At 74.6% G+C, this 16744-nt stretch carries 14 protein-coding genes; 7 read left to right on the top strand and 7 right to left on the bottom strand.

Features of this window, described 5'->3' with window-relative positions; all coding sequences use genetic code 11:
- Window positions 1-274: 274 nt before the first annotated feature.
- The 6 genes from IPO09_10175 to IPO09_10200 all read left to right on the top strand — a co-directional run bounded on the left by IPO09_10175 (window position 275) and on the right by IPO09_10200 (window position 7188).
- Window positions 275-496, top strand: coding sequence for a hypothetical protein (locus IPO09_10175; GenBank protein ID MBK9517701.1), 222 nt, complete (start codon window positions 275-277; stop codon window positions 494-496).
- Window positions 497-656: 160 nt separating this feature from the next.
- On the top strand, window positions 657-2708 hold the full coding sequence (locus IPO09_10180) for a hypothetical protein (GenBank protein MBK9517702.1): 2052 nt from the start codon (window positions 657-659) through the stop codon (window positions 2706-2708).
- A 306-nt stretch (window positions 2709-3014) separates the two neighbouring features.
- Window positions 3015-3467: a hypothetical protein gene (locus IPO09_10185; protein MBK9517703.1), complete on the top strand. Its 453-nt coding sequence runs from the start codon at window positions 3015-3017 to the stop codon at window positions 3465-3467.
- A 185-nt stretch (window positions 3468-3652) separates the two neighbouring features.
- Window positions 3653-4900, top strand: coding sequence for a hypothetical protein (locus IPO09_10190; protein ID MBK9517704.1), 1248 nt, complete (start codon window positions 3653-3655; stop codon window positions 4898-4900).
- A 44-nt stretch (window positions 4901-4944) separates the two neighbouring features.
- Entirely contained in the window at window positions 4945-5769 is an 825-nt protein-coding gene (gene ccsA / locus IPO09_10195) for a cytochrome c biogenesis protein CcsA (protein MBK9517705.1), read from the top strand.
- 72 nt (window positions 5770-5841) lie between these two features.
- Entirely contained in the window at window positions 5842-7188 is a 1347-nt protein-coding gene (locus IPO09_10200; GenBank protein MBK9517706.1) for a radical SAM protein, read from the top strand.
- Between the two features lie 81 nt (window positions 7189-7269).
- Here the strand turns inward: IPO09_10200 and IPO09_10205 are convergent, their stop codons facing one another.
- Window positions 7270-8181, bottom strand: a complete 912-nt coding sequence (locus IPO09_10205) for an SIR2 family protein (GenBank protein MBK9517707.1) — start codon at window positions 8179-8181, stop codon at window positions 7270-7272.
- Between the two features lie 345 nt (window positions 8182-8526).
- On the opposite strand from IPO09_10205, the gene IPO09_10210 reads away from it, so the two are divergent.
- Window positions 8527-9876: a radical SAM protein gene (locus tag IPO09_10210; GenBank protein MBK9517708.1), complete on the top strand. Its 1350-nt coding sequence runs from the start codon at window positions 8527-8529 to the stop codon at window positions 9874-9876.
- A gap of 65 nt (window positions 9877-9941) precedes the next feature.
- On the opposite strand, the gene IPO09_10215 is transcribed toward IPO09_10210, so the two are convergent.
- From IPO09_10215 to IPO09_10240, 6 genes are read right to left on the bottom strand one after another with little or no spacing between them, the layout of a single operon-like run.
- Window positions 9942-10547 (bottom strand): tetratricopeptide repeat protein, encoded by a 606-nt coding sequence (locus IPO09_10215; GenBank protein MBK9517709.1) that lies wholly within the window; start codon window positions 10545-10547, stop codon window positions 9942-9944.
- A gap of 23 nt (window positions 10548-10570) precedes the next feature.
- Complete coding sequence (locus IPO09_10220) at window positions 10571-11722, bottom strand: hypothetical protein (protein MBK9517710.1); 1152 nt, start codon at window positions 11720-11722, stop codon at window positions 10571-10573.
- Window positions 11715-13901 (bottom strand): urea transporter, encoded by a 2187-nt coding sequence (locus IPO09_10225; GenBank protein ID MBK9517711.1) that lies wholly within the window; start codon window positions 13899-13901, stop codon window positions 11715-11717. Before IPO09_10225 ends, IPO09_10220 begins: the two co-directional genes overlap by 8 nt.
- The gene (locus IPO09_10230; protein MBK9517712.1) at window positions 13886-15235 is read right to left on the bottom strand and encodes a diaminopimelate decarboxylase; all 1350 of its coding nucleotides are present in this window, start codon (window positions 15233-15235) and stop codon (window positions 13886-13888) included. The genes IPO09_10225 and IPO09_10230 overlap by 16 nt, the downstream gene beginning before the upstream one ends.
- The gene (locus IPO09_10235; protein ID MBK9517713.1) at window positions 15225-16349 is read right to left on the bottom strand and encodes an ATP-grasp domain-containing protein; all 1125 of its coding nucleotides are present in this window, start codon (window positions 16347-16349) and stop codon (window positions 15225-15227) included. The genes IPO09_10230 and IPO09_10235 overlap by 11 nt, the downstream gene beginning before the upstream one ends.
- Window positions 16346-16615 carry a PqqD family protein gene (locus IPO09_10240; GenBank protein ID MBK9517714.1) on the bottom strand — a complete coding sequence of 90 codons (270 nt, stop codon included), beginning with the start codon at window positions 16613-16615 and terminating at the stop codon, window positions 16346-16348. Before IPO09_10240 ends, IPO09_10235 begins: the two co-directional genes overlap by 4 nt.
- Between the last annotated feature and the right edge of the window lie 129 nt (window positions 16616-16744).

A 16744-nucleotide genomic window follows, 5' to 3' on the forward strand; every position in this document is an offset into this window, starting at 1 on the left:
GCGCCACCTGACCAGCGTCCGGCTACGCGGCACGGCCATCGCCTGCGCCGACTGCCACACCGTGCCGAGCGCCGTGAACCACGCCACCGGCACCGCCACGTGACCTGGGGGCCTGGCCAGGACCGGTGGCCTGGTCCTGACCCCGGCGACCATCACGGCGGCCTGGGAGACGACGCCGACGTGCACCAACTACTGCCACGGGCAGGAGTGGGCGGCCAACGCGACCTACCGGCGGTGGTGACGGCGCCGAGCTGGACGGGGGACGGCGGCGCAGGTGGCGTGCAACTCCTGCCACCTGGCCCCGCCGACCTCGGCCATCCACCCGGTGCCGTACCCGACCACCACCAACTGCTCGAGCTGCCACGCCGGGTACAACTGCGTCACGTCGAACCTGGCGGCCTGCACGGTGAACCTGACCACCCACCTGAACGGGTGCCTGACTCCAGCGGCGGGACGTGCTCGTCCTGCCACGGCACGGCTGGCCGGGTCTCGGTGACGGGCACCTTCGGCCCGGTGAACACGGCCAACAACCTGCTGGCGGTGCCGCCCAACGACACGGCGGCGGCGGCCACCGGGGTGAGGGTGGGTCCGCAGCTCTCGCACGCGGTGCCGCAGACGCCGGCCCAGCAGATCTACAAGCCGGTGCTCTGCTCGGAGTGCCACGGCCTCGCGGTGAACAGCTACACCAGCGGCCCACCAACTCGGCCACCGATCTCACCTTCGCCAACGCCACCGCGGCCAACCTGGGCGGGATCATCCCGGGCATCGTGCAGAACACGGCGCCCACGGCGGACACCTGCACCACCGACCGCCACGGCGCCTCCTTCACGGTGGCGCAGCAGGGCGTGACGACCACCTGGTCGTGGAACACCGGCGTGGCGGTGGCGTGCAACTCCTGCCACGCCTCGCCCCCGACCGACCCGGTCCACACCTCGGTGCCGAAGCCCTCGGCGGCGACGGTCTGCGTGGCCTGCCACGCCTCGGTGGTGAACGCGGGCGGCACCATCGTCTTCACGGGCACGGGCGTCGCGGCCACCACGCTGCACATCGACGGGACGCGGCAGACCAGCACCGCCACCTGCTACAGCTGCCACGGCACGCTGGCGGCGGGGAACGCGGCGCCGCCGGTGGCGACCAACGGCAACACGCTGACGACGCAGCCCAAGGTGGGCGCCCACCAGAAGCACCTGACCGGGACGGCCCTGCGCTCGACGGCCATCGCCTGCGCGCAGTGCCACACGGTGCCGACGCTGATGAACCACGCCACCGGTTCGCCCAACGTGGCCTGGGGCACCCTGGCCACCGGCAGCGCCACGGTCATCCCGACGCCGGCGGCTGGCGCTGTCGCCGCGGCCTGGGAGACGACGCCGACCTGCACCAACTACTGCCACGGCGGGAAGTGGGCGGCCAACGCCAACTACCTGGGCGCCACGCCGGCGCCGACCTGGACCGGGACGGCTGCGATGGTGGCCTGTGACGACTGCCACCGGGCGCCGCCCACCAGCTCGGCGCACGTGGGGGTGACGTCCACCAAGAACTGCCAGGACTGCCACCCGGGCTACAACTGCACCACCGGGAGCATGGCGACCTGCACGGTGAACGCGGCCAACCACAGCACCGGCGCCTACGAGCCGGCGGTGACGACCTGCCGGAGCTGCCACGGGTCGGCCACCAACTTCGCCCCGCCGCTGGCGACCAACGGCTCGACCACCGGCGTGAAGGTGGGCGGGCACCAGGCGCACCTGGTGGGCACCACGCAGCGCGCCACGGCCATGGCCTGCGGCGACTGCCACACCGTGCCGACCCTGCAGACCCACTCCAACGCGGTGGTGGGCTTCACCTGGAACGCGCTGGCCACCACCGGCGGGCTGGTCCCGACGCCGTCGGCGGCCACCGGCCTGGGCGCGGCGACCACGCCGACCCTGACCACCTGGGAGGCCACGCCGACCTGCACCAACTACTGCCACGGGCAGAAGTGGGCGGCCGACGCGGTCTACCGCGGCACCATCACGGCGCCGAACTGGAACAGCGGCGTGACGCAGCAGGCCTGCGGCACCTGCCACCGGGTGGCCCCGAACAACACCAACCACACGGCGGCCAACGCCGGGACCCAGAACTGCAGCGCCTGCCACACCGGCTACGCCTGCCTGGTGACCAACCTGGCGGCCTGCACGGTGAACAAGACCATCCACATCAACGGGGTGGGGGAGGCGACCGGCGGGTCCTGCATCGTCTGCCACGCCACGACGGCGGGGGCGCGGCGACCCATCGTGCCGGAGTTTGCCCTGGCCTGGTCGCACAAGCGGTCGGCCGCCGGCGCGGTGACCAACTTCGACTGCGCCGTCTGCCACATGGAGGGCGACCCCGCCACCGGCAACGCTGTCTCGGGCGTCCACCAGAACGGTGTCATCAACCTGCGCGACCCGGATCTCGGGACCGAGATCGTCAACGTGACCTACACGGCCGCGACGGCCACCACCCCGGGCAGCTACGGCGTGGGGACCGGCGTGCTGAACATGGTCGACTTCAGCCGCAACCTCGCGAGCAACGTGCTCGAGCCGGCGGTGCAGGCCATCATGGTGAACCAGTGCCTCAGTGCCATGACGCCAACGGCGCCAACAGCGCGCTGGCGCGGGTGCCGGGCGGGACGGCGCAGAAGCCGTTCAACACCACCATCTCGGGCGCGGCCTACACCGGCGCGGGCATGACGGCGGGCGGCATCCTGGGCGGCGTGGTGGACGTGGCGGCCTCCTTCGCCACCACCAACGCCTCCTACCACCCCATCCTGGGCCAGCAGAACAACTCCTTCGTCGGCAACCTGCGCATGCAGCCGCCGTGGAACACGCGCAGCCCGGCCAAGACCCCCGGCACCATCGGCACGGTCGCCTCCTACGGCTTCCTGATCTCGTGCTGGGACTGCCACGCGCCGCTCGGCACCACCAGCGCCACCACCCCTGACCGCCACGGTCACGGCCCACGGCGGCGCCACCACGCTGCGCCAGGCCGGCTGGACGGTGAACGCCACCAACATCTGCACCGTCTGCCACCTGGTGGTCCCGCTGGTGGGCGCCACCACCAACTCGCACGGCGTGGGCTCGGCCTTCTCCGGCGGCGGCAACAGCGGCCCCGGCGGCATCGCCCGCACCTCCTGCTGGCGCTGCCACGGCAGCCTCAACACCGGCAAGCCGGCCCGGCCCATCTCGGCCCAGGACGTCCACGGCTTCAACGCCATGTCGCCCAGCCTGGGCACCGACACGCTGTGGCCGGTGGGCGGCACCAACACCTACCGCCCCTTCGGCTTCATGCGCAGCGCCGGGGCCAGCGGCATGTGGGTGACCACCAGCTGGAAGCCGCTGTCCGGGCCCAGCGTCCCGGCGGGCACCGCCACCTGCGGCGGCACCGCCGCCCTGGGCGCCGGCTGCTCGAACAACGACCACCTCGGCTACACCCCGGGCGGCGTCTACTAGCCGCGGCGGGACCAGGCGGTCGAGGCACCTGCGCGCCGCACCCTGGCTCCGGCCAGGGGCGGCGCGCTGCTTCGTGGGGAGCGGGCGAACCGCTCCACCCGAGCCGGCCGAGCGCCTGTCCAGCGGAGGCGGGGCCCTGGAGGGCCCAGACGGGGCGACGCGCTGGTATGATGAACGGACCACCCATGACGCCCGAAGACCCCACCGCCCCGGCGCCGCCGGACGCGGCCGAGCCGACCGCAGCGCAGGCCGACCCGACGCAGCCCGCCGCACCAGCCGCCGCACCAGCCACTGGTCCAGCCACTGGTCCAGCCGCGGGACCTGCCGCCCCGCCCCCCGCCGCCGCGCCGCCCGGGCGACGGCCGCCGAGCCTGGCCCAGCGGGCCTACGGCCTGCTGACGTCGCCGAAGCTGGCCATCGGCATCCTGGTGGTGGTGCTGGGGTGCTGCGTGGTCGGGGTGACGGTCTACCGGGAGGCGGCGGCCGGGGAGGTGATCTTCTCGACGCTCTGGTTCAACGGGCTCCTGGTGCTCCTGGCGGTGAGCTCGGCGGCGGCGTTCTTCAGCCGGATCTGGAAGCGCAAGGCCTCCCTGGTGCAGGCCGGGATGATCATCTTCCACCTGAGCTTCCTGGCGGTGCTGGGGGGCGTGGTGGTCAACAGCCTCTTCCACTTCAAGGGCGTCCTCAGGCTCACCGAGGGCGAGACCCTGCCCAACGGGCAGGCCGAGAGCTACGACCAGGTGGAGTACGGGCGGTTCTTCGACCCCGCCTGGCTCACCGGCGAGACCACGCTGGTGAAGATGCACACCGGCTACAAGGTGGACGGCGACGACAAGCGGGCCGCCTACGAGGATCGCGGTGGGCGAGCCGGGCGACACCACCACCGGGGTCATCTACGTGACCCGCGACCTCGAGCACGACGGGGTGCGCTACCTCTGCTCCAAGGAGGGCTACTCGGTGCTGGTGGTCATGACCGACCCGGACGGCAAGGACCTCTACGGCGTGCACGTGCCGCTGCAGAGCTACCGGCAGGCCGACGGCAGCTACCTGTACGCGGCGGGGACGCAGGTGGAGGCGGCGGCGTTCGAGTACCCACAGCCGCCCGAGCACCCCCGCGGCACCCTGCGGGTGGGCTACTGGCCCGGGGTGGAGCCGCGCAGCGGCCAGGTCAGCCTGGAGCTGCGCCCCACGGGCCGGCCGGGGTGCTGGCGGCCGAGAAGAAGGCGCTCTTGCCGGTGGGCGGGCTGCTCGACCTCGGCGACTTCAAGCTCTCGCCCAGGGAGATTCGCTACTGGGTCGGCATGGACGTGCGCTATGACCCAGGCCTCAACACCAGCCTGGCCGGCCTCTGCTTCGGGCTGCTGGGCATGGTGCTCACCTTCGCCGGCCGGCTGCGGCAGGGTGGGGCGAAGCGGCGGGCGGCACAGGGCTGACACACCGGCGCGCCGCGACCCGGCGCGCCCGAGGGGGGACGACGATGAGGACCGAGCAGGTGCTGTTCTGGGCGGCCGTGGCGCTCTACGGCGTGAGCGCCTTCAGCTACATCATCGGGTTCATGGCCCGGGCCGAGAAGCTCTTCCTGGCCGGGGTGATCACCGCCGCCCTGGGCTTCCTGCCCCACGTCGCCAGCATCGCCTGGCGCTGGGGTGTGGGCGGCGTCAACCCCTTCATCACCACCTCCGAGTCCATCGCCCTGGGCATGGCGGTGACGGTGCTGCTCTACCTGGTGGTCCAGCTCTCCACCAGCGCGGTGCGCCCCCTGGGCGTCCTGGTCATGCCGGTGGCCTTCACCATGATGGGCTGGGCCGGCACCCTGCAGACCGAGGTGACCGGGCAGCGCGTCCCGGCCCTGCAGAGCGCCTGGCTCTGGGTCCACATCGTCGGCGCCACCACCGGCTTCAGCGCCGTGCTCATCGCCGCCGCCCTCGGCCTGCTCTACCTGCTCAAGCAGCGCGGCCAGGGCGGCCTCTACGACCGCCTCCCGGCGCTCGAGGCCCTCGACGCCCTCAGCTACCGCTTCGTGGTCGGCGGCTTCACGCTCTACGGCGTGATGATCGTCTCCGGCGCCTTCTGGGCCGACCAGGTCAAGGGCACCTTCTGGAACTGGGACCCGGTGGAGGTCTGGTCCCTCATCTCCTGGCTCATCTACGGCATCTACCTGCACCTGCGCATCACCTTCGGGTGGCGCGGCCAGAAGCTGGCCGTTTATTCCATCCTGGCCATGGTCGCCATGATCGTCAGCTACTGGGGCATCCCCTTCACCATGGAGACCTTCCACTCCGGCTTCCGCATCGAGCACTAGCCGGCGCCGAGCACGCGCCGACGCCCGCACCGGCGCCGGCGCTGCCCCGGGGGGGGGAATCGAGGAGACACCGTGAAGCTGTGCATCATCAAGCCCCCGCTCCCCTTCGGCTGGACCCCGGTGGCCCCGCCCATCCTGGAGTACCTGGCCGCCCTGACCCGCCAGGCCGATCCCGACATCGAGATCGAGCTCTACAGCGCCAGCGCCACCCCGGACGTCTTCGACGACCTCCAGTGCGACCTGGCCGCCATCAGCCTGCTCACCCCCACCGCCGTGCCCGGCTACCGCATCGCCGACGGCCTGCGGGCCCGCGGCATCAAGGTGGTCCTGGGCGGCATGCACGTCTCGGCCTGCCCCGAGGAGGCCGCGCAACACGCCGACGCGGTGGTCACCGGCGAGGCCGAGGGGGTCTGGCCCCAGGTCCTGGCCGACTTCAAGGCCGGCGCCATGAAGCCCCGCTACCAGGGCCAGCAGCTCGAGCTCGAAGGCCTGCCCACCCCGCTCTACGGCATGCTCAAGCACGGCCACGACTTCCGCATCGTCAGCACCGCCCGCGGCTGCCCCTACCCCTGCTCCTTCTGCACCGTCAGCAAGGTCTTCGGCGCCAGGATCCGGATGCGCCCCATCGACGACGTCGTCAAGGACGTCGACGCCATGCCCGGCAGCCTCTACATCAACGGCGACGAGAACATCTGGTGGCTCGGCAAGACCCAGCGCGCCATCGACCTCTTCACCGCCCTCAAGGGCAGCAAGAAGCGCTGGATGGGCTTCGGCTCCCTCGCCCCCGTCCTCTCCCCCGACGGCGCCCGCATGCTCAAGGCCGCCCGCCAGTCCGGCATGCTCACCGTCTGGGTCGGCTGGGAGTCCATCACCGACCACGGCCTCGAGGAGTACCGCGCCGACCGCAAGGTCGGCATCGACCGCGAGCGCGCCGTCAAGACGCTCAAGGACGCCGGCATCGACGTCTCCCTCTTCTTCATGCTCGGCTCGCGCGCCGACTCCATCGACGACTACCGCCGCGCCGTCGACCTCGCCGACCGCCTCGGCGTCTCCATGCACCCCTCCCTCGCCGTCCCCTATCCCGGCTCCACCCTGCGCGAGCAGTACCAGCCCTTCCTCTTCAAGGACCTCGGCTGGGAGTACTACACCGGCGCCTACGCCCTCTACGAGCACCCCGACCCCCGCATGACCCCGGAGGTCCGCGAGGAGCTCTTCTACCAGACCTCCCTCGAGCTCCTCTCCCTCCCCAGGGTCCTCAAGCACATGTTCAAGGTCCCCGCCTCCGGCTTCCCACACGCCCACATCCTCTCCCTCATGAACCAGCTCCCCGTCCGCAAGGGCATGCGGATCGCCTACGAGAAGTGGAAGGTCGCCAAGGACGGCCTCCGCCACCGCCAGGTCACCTCGCCCCCCGCCTAGCGCTCGGCGCCCACCGCCCCTGCGCTCCCTCTCCCCCACCGGGGGAGAGGGCCGGGGTGAGGGGGCCCGCCCGGCTTCCGCCTACGCCGGCTGTCCGGCCGCGTCGCCCGCGGCCCGGGCCAGCCAGCGCGACAGCTCGGCCACGAACCGCTCCTGCGTCAGCCCCAGCACCGTGATCCCCTCGGCCGCCAGGAACCTGGCCGCCACCGGCCCGGGCGGCTCCGCCAGCACGGCGAAGTGCGGACCGGACGAGCCCTGCAGCACGCCGCGGGCCAGCAGCCGCTCCAGCGAGCCCTCCAGCCCGCACCCCAGGAAGAGGAAGCCGGCCCCGTGGCGGCGCCGCTGCACCGCCGGCGGGATCGGCGCCTGCGTCTCCAGCGCCACCAGGGTATCGGCCAGGTCCTCCTCGGTCGCCAGGAACGAGGAGGACGGCGGGCAGCCGCCGCGCGGCTGGTAGACCACGGTCTGGGCCTCGTCGGCACCCACCAGGCCGGGTGCGGACGCCTCGGTGAAGAAGACGCCCCCGCCGTCGCGGGGGGCCACCCCGTGCAGCAGCGCCACCGAGCGCCCGCCCGCCCGCGCCACCTCGCGCAGCAGGTCGAGCAGCGTGGCGTCGAAGGCGGTGGAGACCACCAGCGGCAGCGTGGGCAGGCCGGCCAGCAGGAAGTGGAGCGGGCTGGCCTCGCCGCGCGCCGCGAAGGCCTCGCGCAGCAGCTTCAGCAGCCCCCGCCGACCGCGCCTGCGCTCCAGCCGTCCGGCGACCTCGGCCAGGTCGCCGGCGGAGGTGGCGCCGGCGGGCCAGGCGGGCTCCGCCGGAGGCACCTCCTGGCCCGCTGCGGCCCGCTCGTCTGCCTGGTCCTTGCGGACCAGCCAGGCCGCCAGGGCCGGGTCGCTCGCCGGGAAGGGCGGGGCGCGCAGGACGGCCGGCCCGAGGAAGGGGGCCAGGCTCCCCTCGAGGAGGCGCGCAGCGATGACGTCCAGGAGCCTCGTCATCGCGCCCTCCCCTCAGGCCGCAGCGCCCTGCTGCAGGAGGCGGCCCCCCGCGCGGCCCGGCTGGGCGCGGCGGTGGTCGCCGGTGGAACGAGCTGGCAGGTGGGCCGTCACGGGGGCTGCCCTGTGCACGGCGCGTTCCAGGCCGGGGCCTGCCGCCTACCGCCCGAATGGACGCGGTGCGGCGGGTCCTGCCAGGATGGCCGCCCGGAAACCGCGCCGAACGCTGAGCAGCTTCCGGGCACAGCGCCCCCGGCGGGCTCCCGCCGGCGAACCCGCCCGCCCCGGGCGGGCTCTCACCCCTCGAACCAGCCGGGCGCCCCTGGTGGCAGCCCGTGGAGACCCGCCGTGCACCTGTCCCGCTCCGCCTTCCTGGCCCCCATCCCCGGCTCGCCCGAGGCGGTGCTGGTGCAGCCGCTCACCGGGCAGGCCTGCCTCATCGACCTGGCCCGCGGCGAGGCGCTGGCTCGGCTCGCCGCCGGAGGCGCCATGCCCGGGGGGCTCGACGAGGGAGCGCTGCGGGAGGCGCGCTTCCTGGTGGAGTCGGAGGAGGAGGACCGGGCCCTGCGCGAGGGCGCCTGGGCCGACTGGCACGCCGAGCACGCCCTGACACCCACCCAGCTCATCGTGGTGCCCACCTTCGGCTGCAACCTGCGCTGCACCTACTGCTACCAGGAGGTCTTCGACCCTTCCGGCAAGGGGCTGATCGCCCCGGAGGTGGTGGAGGCCATCTTCCGCTACGTCGACCAGCACCACGCCGCCGAGCGCCCGCGCCCGTACCTGACCCTCTTCGGCGGTGAGCCGCTGGTGGACGCGCCCGCCTACCACGAGCGGCTGGCGCAGCTGCTGGCCGGCGCCGAGACGCGCGGGCTCGGGGTGGCCACCGTCACCAACGGCTACGACCTCGAGGCCTTCGTCCCGGCGCTGGCCGCCGCCCGGGTCAAGGAGGTGCAGGTGACGCTGGACGGCCCGGCCGCGGTGCACGACGCCCGCCGGCCGCACGGCTCCGGGCGCGGCACCTTCGAGCGGATCGTCCGGGGCGTGGACGCGCTGGTGGCGGCCGGCGTGCCGGTCAACCTGCGGGTGGTGGCCGACCGCGACAACCTCCCGCGCCTGCCGGAGCTGGCGCAGCTGGCCGAGGCGCGCGGCTGGCTCGAGCTGCCCGAGCGCCGCTTCAAGACGCAGGTGGGGCGCAACTACGAGCTCTTCGGCTGCGCCGCGCGCCAGCAGCAGGGGGCCCTCTTCGACCGCGTCGAGCTGTGGGCCGAGTACCTGCGCCTGGCCGAGGCCAACCCAGTGCTCCGGCGCTTCCACCGCCCGCGCTTCCACGGGGTGCGCCACCTGGCCGAGCAGGGCGAGCTGCCGGTGCCCAGCTTCGACGCCTGCCCGGCGGCCAAGAAGGAGTGGGCCTTCACGCCCGACGGCGGCCTCTACGGCTGCACCGCCACGGTGGGCAACCCGAGGTACCGGCTCGGCTCCTTCCACCCCGAGATCCGGCACGACCAGGCGGCCATCGCCCCGTGGCGCGCCCGCAACACCGGCACCATCGCCGCCTGCCAGGGCTGCGACGTGGCGGCGGTCTGCGGCGGCGGCTGCGGCGCCCTGGCGGACTCGCAGGGACACGGCATCGGCGGGCCCGACTGCCGGCCGGTCAAGGCGCTCTACGGGCTGGGCGCCAGGTTCTACGGGCTGGGCTGACCCCGGGCCGGCCCCGGGCCGGTCCCCAGGTGGAAGCCGGCGGGCCCGGCCGCGCCCCGCCTGGCCTATGGCACCTGCCCGAGCCCGAAGGCGGCATTGGGCTGGTCCGGGGCGAAGGCCAGCACCTGCTCGAAGACCTCCCGCGCCTCCTTGTGGCGCCCCAGCTTGAGCAGCGTCCAGGCCAGGCCAGTGGCGATCTCGGCGCTGGCCGGGTAGGCCGCCAGGGCGCGCCGGTAGAGCGGCTCGGCCTCGGCGTAGCGGGACTGGCTGTAGTGGATCCAGGCCAGCCGGCCGAGGGCGGTGAAGTCGTTGGGGGCCAGCGCCAGCACCTCCAGGCCGGCCCGCTCGGCGTCCTTCCAGCGCCGGAGCGCCATCAGCGGCAGCATGGCGCCGAGCCGCGCCTCCACCGAGGCCGGCTGCAGCGCCGCCGCCTTCAGGTAGGCCTCGGCGGACTGGGCGTGGCGCCCGGCCAGGTAGTGCAGCCAGCCCTTGCGCAGCTGGGCCACGTAGGTGCCACCGGCCGGTCCGAGCCGGAGCAGCAGGTCGTAGGCCAGGTCGCGGTCGCCGCGCGCCTCGGCGGCGTAGGACTGGCGATAGAGGTCCGGACCGCCCTCCTGGGCCAGGGCCAGGGGGGTGGCGAGCAGGGCGGCGAGCAGCAGGACGGTGCGCATCGAGTCACCTCGGGTGGAGCAGGTCAGAAGGAGAAGACCAGCCCGGCGGCCAGCCGGACGGTGGTGCTGTCGACCGGCGCGGCGCCGGCCACCGGGGTGCGCCAGCCCTCCAGGTCGGCCCCCAGCCAGCCGCGCACCAGGCCGCCCATCGGGAAGCCGAGCTGCAGGCGGGCGGCCCACTCCAGGTCGTCGGGGAGGTCGAAGAGGGCCCGACCGGCCAGGTCCCAGGGGCGCCGCTGGGTGCCGAGCTCGCCCGAGAGCGCCAGGCTGAGCGGGCCGCGCCACTCCAGGCCGAGCAGCGCCGCGCCCACCTGGGCGCCGTCCAGCCACTGGCCACGCCAGCCGCCGCGCAGGGCCAGGTGGCGCCACAGCGGCAGCGCCGCCGACCCCTCCAGCTGCGCCACCGGCAGATCCTCGTACCAGGTCACCGCCCCGGCGGCCCGCCACTCCAGCCCGGCCACCGCCCAGAGCGAGAGCCCGGCGCCGGCCCCCTGGTAGCCGTACAGCTCGGTGGCGCCGTCCACCTGGGCCGTGGAGCCGGAGATGGCGGCGCCGTGCAGCGTCACCCCCCAGGCCGGCGCCGCGTACCCCAGCGACAGGTGCCCCTCGTGCTGCACCGGCGCCCCGACCGTGCCGGCCGAGGCCCCGCGGCCGCGCCCGGAGGAGGCGCTGGGCGGCACCAGCGCCCGGTAGAGGCCGCCCACGGCCAGGTGATCGGCCACCACCGCGTCGAGCGAGAGGGCCGCCACCGCCAGCGAGCCGCGCGAGGGGTGGCCGTCGGCCGAGCTGCCCGCGCCGTAGACCCCCAGCCAGGCCTGGCTGCGGGCGCCGCGCAGGGCCCGCGCGTCGTCGAGCCCGCGGCGCGCCTCCTCGGAGCTGGGCGCCAGCCTGAGCGCCGCCCGGTAGGCCTCGGCCGCCGCCGGGTACCTGCCGGCGCGCAGGAGGTGGTAGGCCCGCGCCAGCTGGAGCGGGAAGTCCTGCGGCCAGGTGGCGGCCGGTCCGGCCAGCAGCGCCGCCGCCGCCTCGTGGCGCCCCTCCGCCCCCGCGGCCGCGGCCGCCGCCATCGCGTCGTCGTAGGCGTCGGCGCGCGCCCGACCAGGCGCCGCCAGGCTGGCCGCGGCCAGCAGGGCCAGGACCGCCGCGCCGGCGCGCCCGAGGGTGGTGCGCCTAGCCACGGTCCACCTCCGCCGCGCGCTCCACCCGGCGGGCCCGCCAGGCCTCCTGGTCCAGCCGCACCTCCATGGTGCGCGGCCCGCCGGCGTCGAAGGTGGCCGTGGTCTGGAGCGCCCGCCCCCCGGCCCGGCCCTGCCCCCGCACCTCCAGCACCTCGCCGCGCCGCGTGGCCGTGAAGGACACCGCCACGCCGCCCTCCGGCAGGAACGGCTCGGCCAGGTCGGTCACCCAGCGGACCCAGCGCGGCCGGAAGCGCCGCCGCGGCAGCACGTCGTCCCAGGCCAGGCCGTCCGGCAGCTCGTAGGGCACCCGCGGCGCCGCCGCGGCCAGCAGGTGGAGCGCGCCGTCGCGCCGCCCAACCTGGTCGTAGACCACGAACTGCCGCCCCTGGTTCTCGAACCAGAGCCTCGCCCCGGTGGCCGGGCACTCCAGCGTGAGCTCGCCGAGCAGGCCGATGCGCGAGACCACCACCTCCTGGTGGACCTGCCCCTGCGGCCCCTCCACCTCGAAGGACAGCTCGCCGCCGATGGGCAGGGCGAAGGGCACCGCCCCCTCGTCGCGGCGCACCAGGCCGCGCACCACCTGGCCCTCCTCCGGCACCAGCCAGCGGTGCAGCACCGGCGCGGCCTCGTCGCCGGTGATCACGTCGGCCAGGGAGAGCTCCAGGGTGGGCGCCCCCACCCGCGGCGTGCCCTGCAGCTGGAAGTGCAGGTGCGGCACGAAGGAGCGGCCGCTGTTGCCGCAGGCGCCCAGCCGGGCCCCCTGCCGCACCACCTGCCCCTCCTTCACCTCCAGCGAGCCGGGCGCCAGGTGGGCCACCAGCGAGAAGAGCCCGGGGCCGTGCTGCAGCAGCACCAGGTTGCCGAAGGGCCGGCGCGCGTCGTGGGCGCCCGGCGCGTTGTCCGGGACGTCGCCCACCACCTTCACCACCGTGCCGTCGGCGGCCGCCAGCACCGGCAGCCGGTAGCAGCGGTGGTCCCTGAGCTCCCGCCCGTCGCCGCCGTGGGTGGCCCCGCTGGCGTCGGCCACCTCGAAGTCGAGGGCGTGGCGCCAGGCGCCGCGGTGGGTGTGGGCGCCGTCCACGCCCTGGGTCACCACCCACCGGCCGGCGAAGGGCGGGGCGAAGCGCACGCCGTGGCCCGGACCGAAGCGGGCCACCCGGGTCCGGTAGAAGGCCAGGTTGGCCTCGGGGCTGCCGGCGGCGAAGTCCACCGCCTTGGGGGCGCCGTCGCGCACCCGCTGCCGCAGCGCGGTGAGCGCCACCAGCATGGTCACGTTGAAGGGCAGGAAGAGCACCGGCAGCCCGAGCGGCCGGAAGAGCGCCAGCGCCCCGGCCGTGCCCAGGCTGGTGAGCAGCGCCGCCGCCCCGGCCAGCAGGAAGGCGGCGCGCTGCGGCACGAACCAGACGCCGCCCAGCGCCACCGCCGCCAGCATGGCGTTGGCGTGCAGCACCAGCAGGGAGGGATCGCTGGCGAAGGTGAAGACCTGGGCCGAGAGGACGGCCGACACGGCGTAGCCGAGCAGGGTCAGCAGGGTGGCGATGCGGCTGTAGAGCACCAGCGCGGCCAGCACCACCACCCCGGCGCCCAGGCTGGGCGAGAAGAGGATGGCCCCCAGGCTGCGCAGGTAGAGGTCGGCCGCGGCCGGCAGCCAGGGCGGCGGGGCCGGCGGCACCAGCGCGGGCGCCGCCCGCGCCACGATGCCCACGAACGGCGCGGCCGCCAGGGCCAGCCAGGTGACCAGCACGAAGGGCAGCGAGAGCGAGGGCAGGTCCAGGGCGGCGCCCAGCACCGAGTCGAGCGAGGCCTCCAGGAAGACCACCGCCACCACCGCCAGCGCCAGCAGCGCCGCCGCGCCCGGCCCCGGCTCGAAGAGCGCCCCCACCGCCAGGCCGATCAGCAGCGGGTTGTAGCCGTAGCGCCCGCGGGCCGAGGCCGCCTCGCTCAGGCCCAGCAGCCCCACCAGGGCCCGTCCCAGCAGCACCGCCGCCAGGCCGTGCAGGCCGAGCCGCGGCGACAGGGCGGTGGCCAGCAGCAGCAGCGCCCCCACGCCGCGGTGGTCGGCCAGGATCACCTGGGAGTAGGCGGTCAGGGCCGCCGAGAGCGCGGGCGGCAGGGCCGGCAGCTCCCCGGTGGCGGCGGCGGCGCGGCGGCCGGCCTCGGCGGTCACCGGGAGAGCCACGCCGGCACCTCCTCCTGCGCCAGCAGCGTCTCCACCGACTCGCGCCGCCGCACCAGCGAGGCCTCGCCGCGCCGGGAGATCATCACCACCGCCGGGCGGGCGGTGATGAACTGCATCCACTGGGTCACGTTGTAGGCCCCCACGTTGCGCACCACCACCCGGTCGCCGGTGGCCAGCGGCGGGAAGAGCAGCTGGTCGCGCACCACGTCGATGGCCATGCAGAGCGGCCCGTAGAGCACGGTGGGCTCGGGGGTGCCGGTCGTCTCCTGGGCCGGCACCACGTCGTGGCGGTACCAGAAGGCGGTGAAGAGCGAGTTGACGCCGGCGTCCAGGATGACGGCGCGCCGGCCGTCGGGCAGCCGCTTGTTGGCGTGCACCGTGGTGACGAGCGAGCCGGCCTCGTCCACCAGGGCCCGGCCGGTCTCCAGGAAGATGGCCGGGTCGCGCCCCTCCGGCGGCGCCAGCGCCGCCAGCCCCTCGGCGATGGCCTCGGCGTACTGGGCGAAGGAGGGCGTCACCTGGTCGCCCGGCAGGTACTGGGCGTGCAGGGTGTTGCGCGACGCGAACCCTCCGCCCAGGTCGATCCACTCCATCACCAGGCCGTGCTCGCGCAGCAGCAGGTTGGAGAGCTCGGCCAGCTTGCGCGCCTCCTGCCGGTAGGCGTCCACCTCCTGCACGAAGGTGCCGATGTGGGCGTGCAGCCCGCACAGCTGCAGCACCCCGCCCGCCTTGAGGCGGCGCACGGCGTCGAGCGCCTGGCCCGACTCGAGGTTGAACCCGAAGCGCGACCAGGGGGGCGTGCCCGGCACGGTCATGTTGACGCGGATGGCCACCTTGGGGCGCAGCCCGAGCCGCCTGGCCACCACCTCGGCCAGCGCCAGCTCGTCGAAGTGGTCGAGGTGCACCCGCACGCCGGCGCGGAAGGCCTTCTCCAGCGCCCCCTCAGGCTTGTAGGGCCCGTTGAAGATCACCTGGGTGCCGGGCACGTGGCGCAGCGCCTTGTCGAGCTCCAGCTCGCTCACCACCTCGGCCAGCGACCCCTCGCGGTGCATCACCTGGCAGACCGCGTCGAGGTAGTTGGTCTTGTAGGACCAGGCCAGCCGGGCGGTGGGCAGCCGCACCGCCAGGGCGTCGGTGAGCTCGCGGTGGCGCGACACCAGGGTCCGCTCGCTGAAGACGAAGAGCGGCGAGCCGAAGCGCTCCACCAGGGAGGCCACCGGCACGCCGTCGAGCTCGGTGAGCGGGCGCAGCCCGGTGACGCGCGAGAGCTTGTTCATGAGGCCGGCCTGGTGCTTCACCAGGGTGGGGCGCTCGTAGGGCTGCCTAGCGGGCATGGACGGCTCCGGCGGGGGTCGAGGTGGGGGAGGCGGGCGCCGGCCGGGCGGCCGGCGCCGGCAGGGCGCCCGCCGTGGCCAGCGCCTGGAAGTCGGCCATCGAGGCGATCTGGTCGAGCGAGATGCGGACGAAGAGCGTGCCGGCGCGGAAGTCGGTCATCGGCGGGACCACCTCGCCGCGGGCCAGCCTCACCACCGCCCAGGGCAGGTTCTGGCCGGCCCCGGCCGAGAGGAAGCACCAGGCCGGGAAGCGCGGGTTCACCTCGATGAGCAGGTAGCGGTCCTCCCGGGTCTTCAGGATCTCCAGCTCGCAGGGGCCGCGCCAGCGGGTCTCGGCGAAGAAGCGGCGCGCCGCCTCGAGCAGGTGCGGGTCCTTCACCGCCACCCCGGCCCAGCCCTTGCCCTTGTCGGAGAGGAGCAGCTTCTTCATGGGCACCGCGCCCACCATGCCGCCGCGCCCGTCGCCCACCGCCACCACGTCGTACTCCTCGCCCTCGTGGAAGCGCTGGGCGATGACCGGCAGCCCCCACTTCGCCACCGTGGCGTGGAAGGCGGCGGCCGCCTCGTCGGGCGCGCGGACCACCGTGGCGCCGTAGAAGACCCCCTTCACCACCAGCGGGTAGGGCAGGTCGGCCTGGAGCCGGTAGACGTCGGCGGCGTCGGAGAGCACCGCCTGGGCCGGCACGTCCAGGCCGGCCCGCTGGCCCAGGTCGGCCAGGCGCACCTTGGAGCGCAGCTCCAGCTGCTCGCGGCTGGGCAGGAACATCCGGATGCCCCACTGGCGCAGCTCCGGCTCCAGCTCGATGAAGGCCGCCAGCTCGGAGTCGAGGGTGGGGATGATCACGTCGAGCGGCCGCTCGGCGTGCACCTGGCGCAGCCGCTCGCGCAGGGCGTCGACGCCCTGGCTCGGGTAGGGCAGGAGGTAGCCGCCGGCCAGGTCGAGGTCCTGGTGGTAGAGGCCGGAGTCGAGCGCGTCGTAGGCCAGCCCGACCACCTGCCCGCCGAAGGCCGGCTCGGCCCGCAGGGCGCGGATGACCCCCACCCCCGGCGCCGGGTTGTCCGTGGCGTTGAGGCCGGTGACCGCCACCGTGAGCGGGCGGGGCGCCGCGCTCACGGGACCTCCGCGCCGGCCGGCAGCCAGCCCTGCTCGCGCACCTGCAGCAGGAACTCGCGCACGTCGCGCGCCAGGTCCGCGCCCGGCTCCACCTCGAAGGTGTCGCGCAGCGTGGCCTCGATCTCGGACTGCGGGGAGCCGCGCCGCAGCCCCTCCAGGATCACCTTGCCCGGCAGGTTGAGGCTGTAGGTCTGCCCGCCGTACGGGTCGAAGACGAACCCGCTCTCGCTCACCGCCAGATCCCGCAGCCGCTGTCTCGAGTCCATGAGGCTCCTTCTCGTGTGCCAGAGGGAACCCGCGGGGGGAGCGCCGGTTGCGGCCTTTCACCGTGCGCGAATTGTCGCAACCGGCTGAAAGGAGGAACGTTTCGTTCAGTTGAACGTTCAGCCGGACCT

It is taken from the genome of Anaeromyxobacter sp., from assembly GCA_016718565.1.
Lineage (GTDB): Bacteria > Myxococcota > Myxococcia > Myxococcales > Anaeromyxobacteraceae > JADKCZ01.

Excerpts from the sequence above, each read along its gene's own strand:
- IPO09_10215 (MBK9517709.1), bottom strand. The coding sequence starts at position 10,547 with ATGCGCACCGTCCTGCTGCTCGCCGCCCTGCTCGCCACCCCCCTGGCC.
- IPO09_10240 (MBK9517714.1), bottom strand. The coding sequence starts at position 16,615 with ATGGACTCGAGACAGCGGCTGCGGGATCTGGCGGTGAGCGAGAGCGGG.
- ccsA (MBK9517705.1), top strand. The coding sequence starts at position 4,945 with ATGAGGACCGAGCAGGTGCTGTTCTGGGCGGCCGTGGCGCTCTACGGC.
- IPO09_10205 (MBK9517707.1), bottom strand. The coding sequence starts at position 8,181 with ATGACGAGGCTCCTGGACGTCATCGCTGCGCGCCTCCTCGAGGGGAGC.
- IPO09_10190 (MBK9517704.1), top strand. The coding sequence starts at position 3,653 with ATGACGCCCGAAGACCCCACCGCCCCGGCGCCGCCGGACGCGGCCGAG.
- IPO09_10230 (MBK9517712.1), bottom strand. The coding sequence starts at position 15,235 with ATGCCCGCTAGGCAGCCCTACGAGCGCCCCACCCTGGTGAAGCACCAG.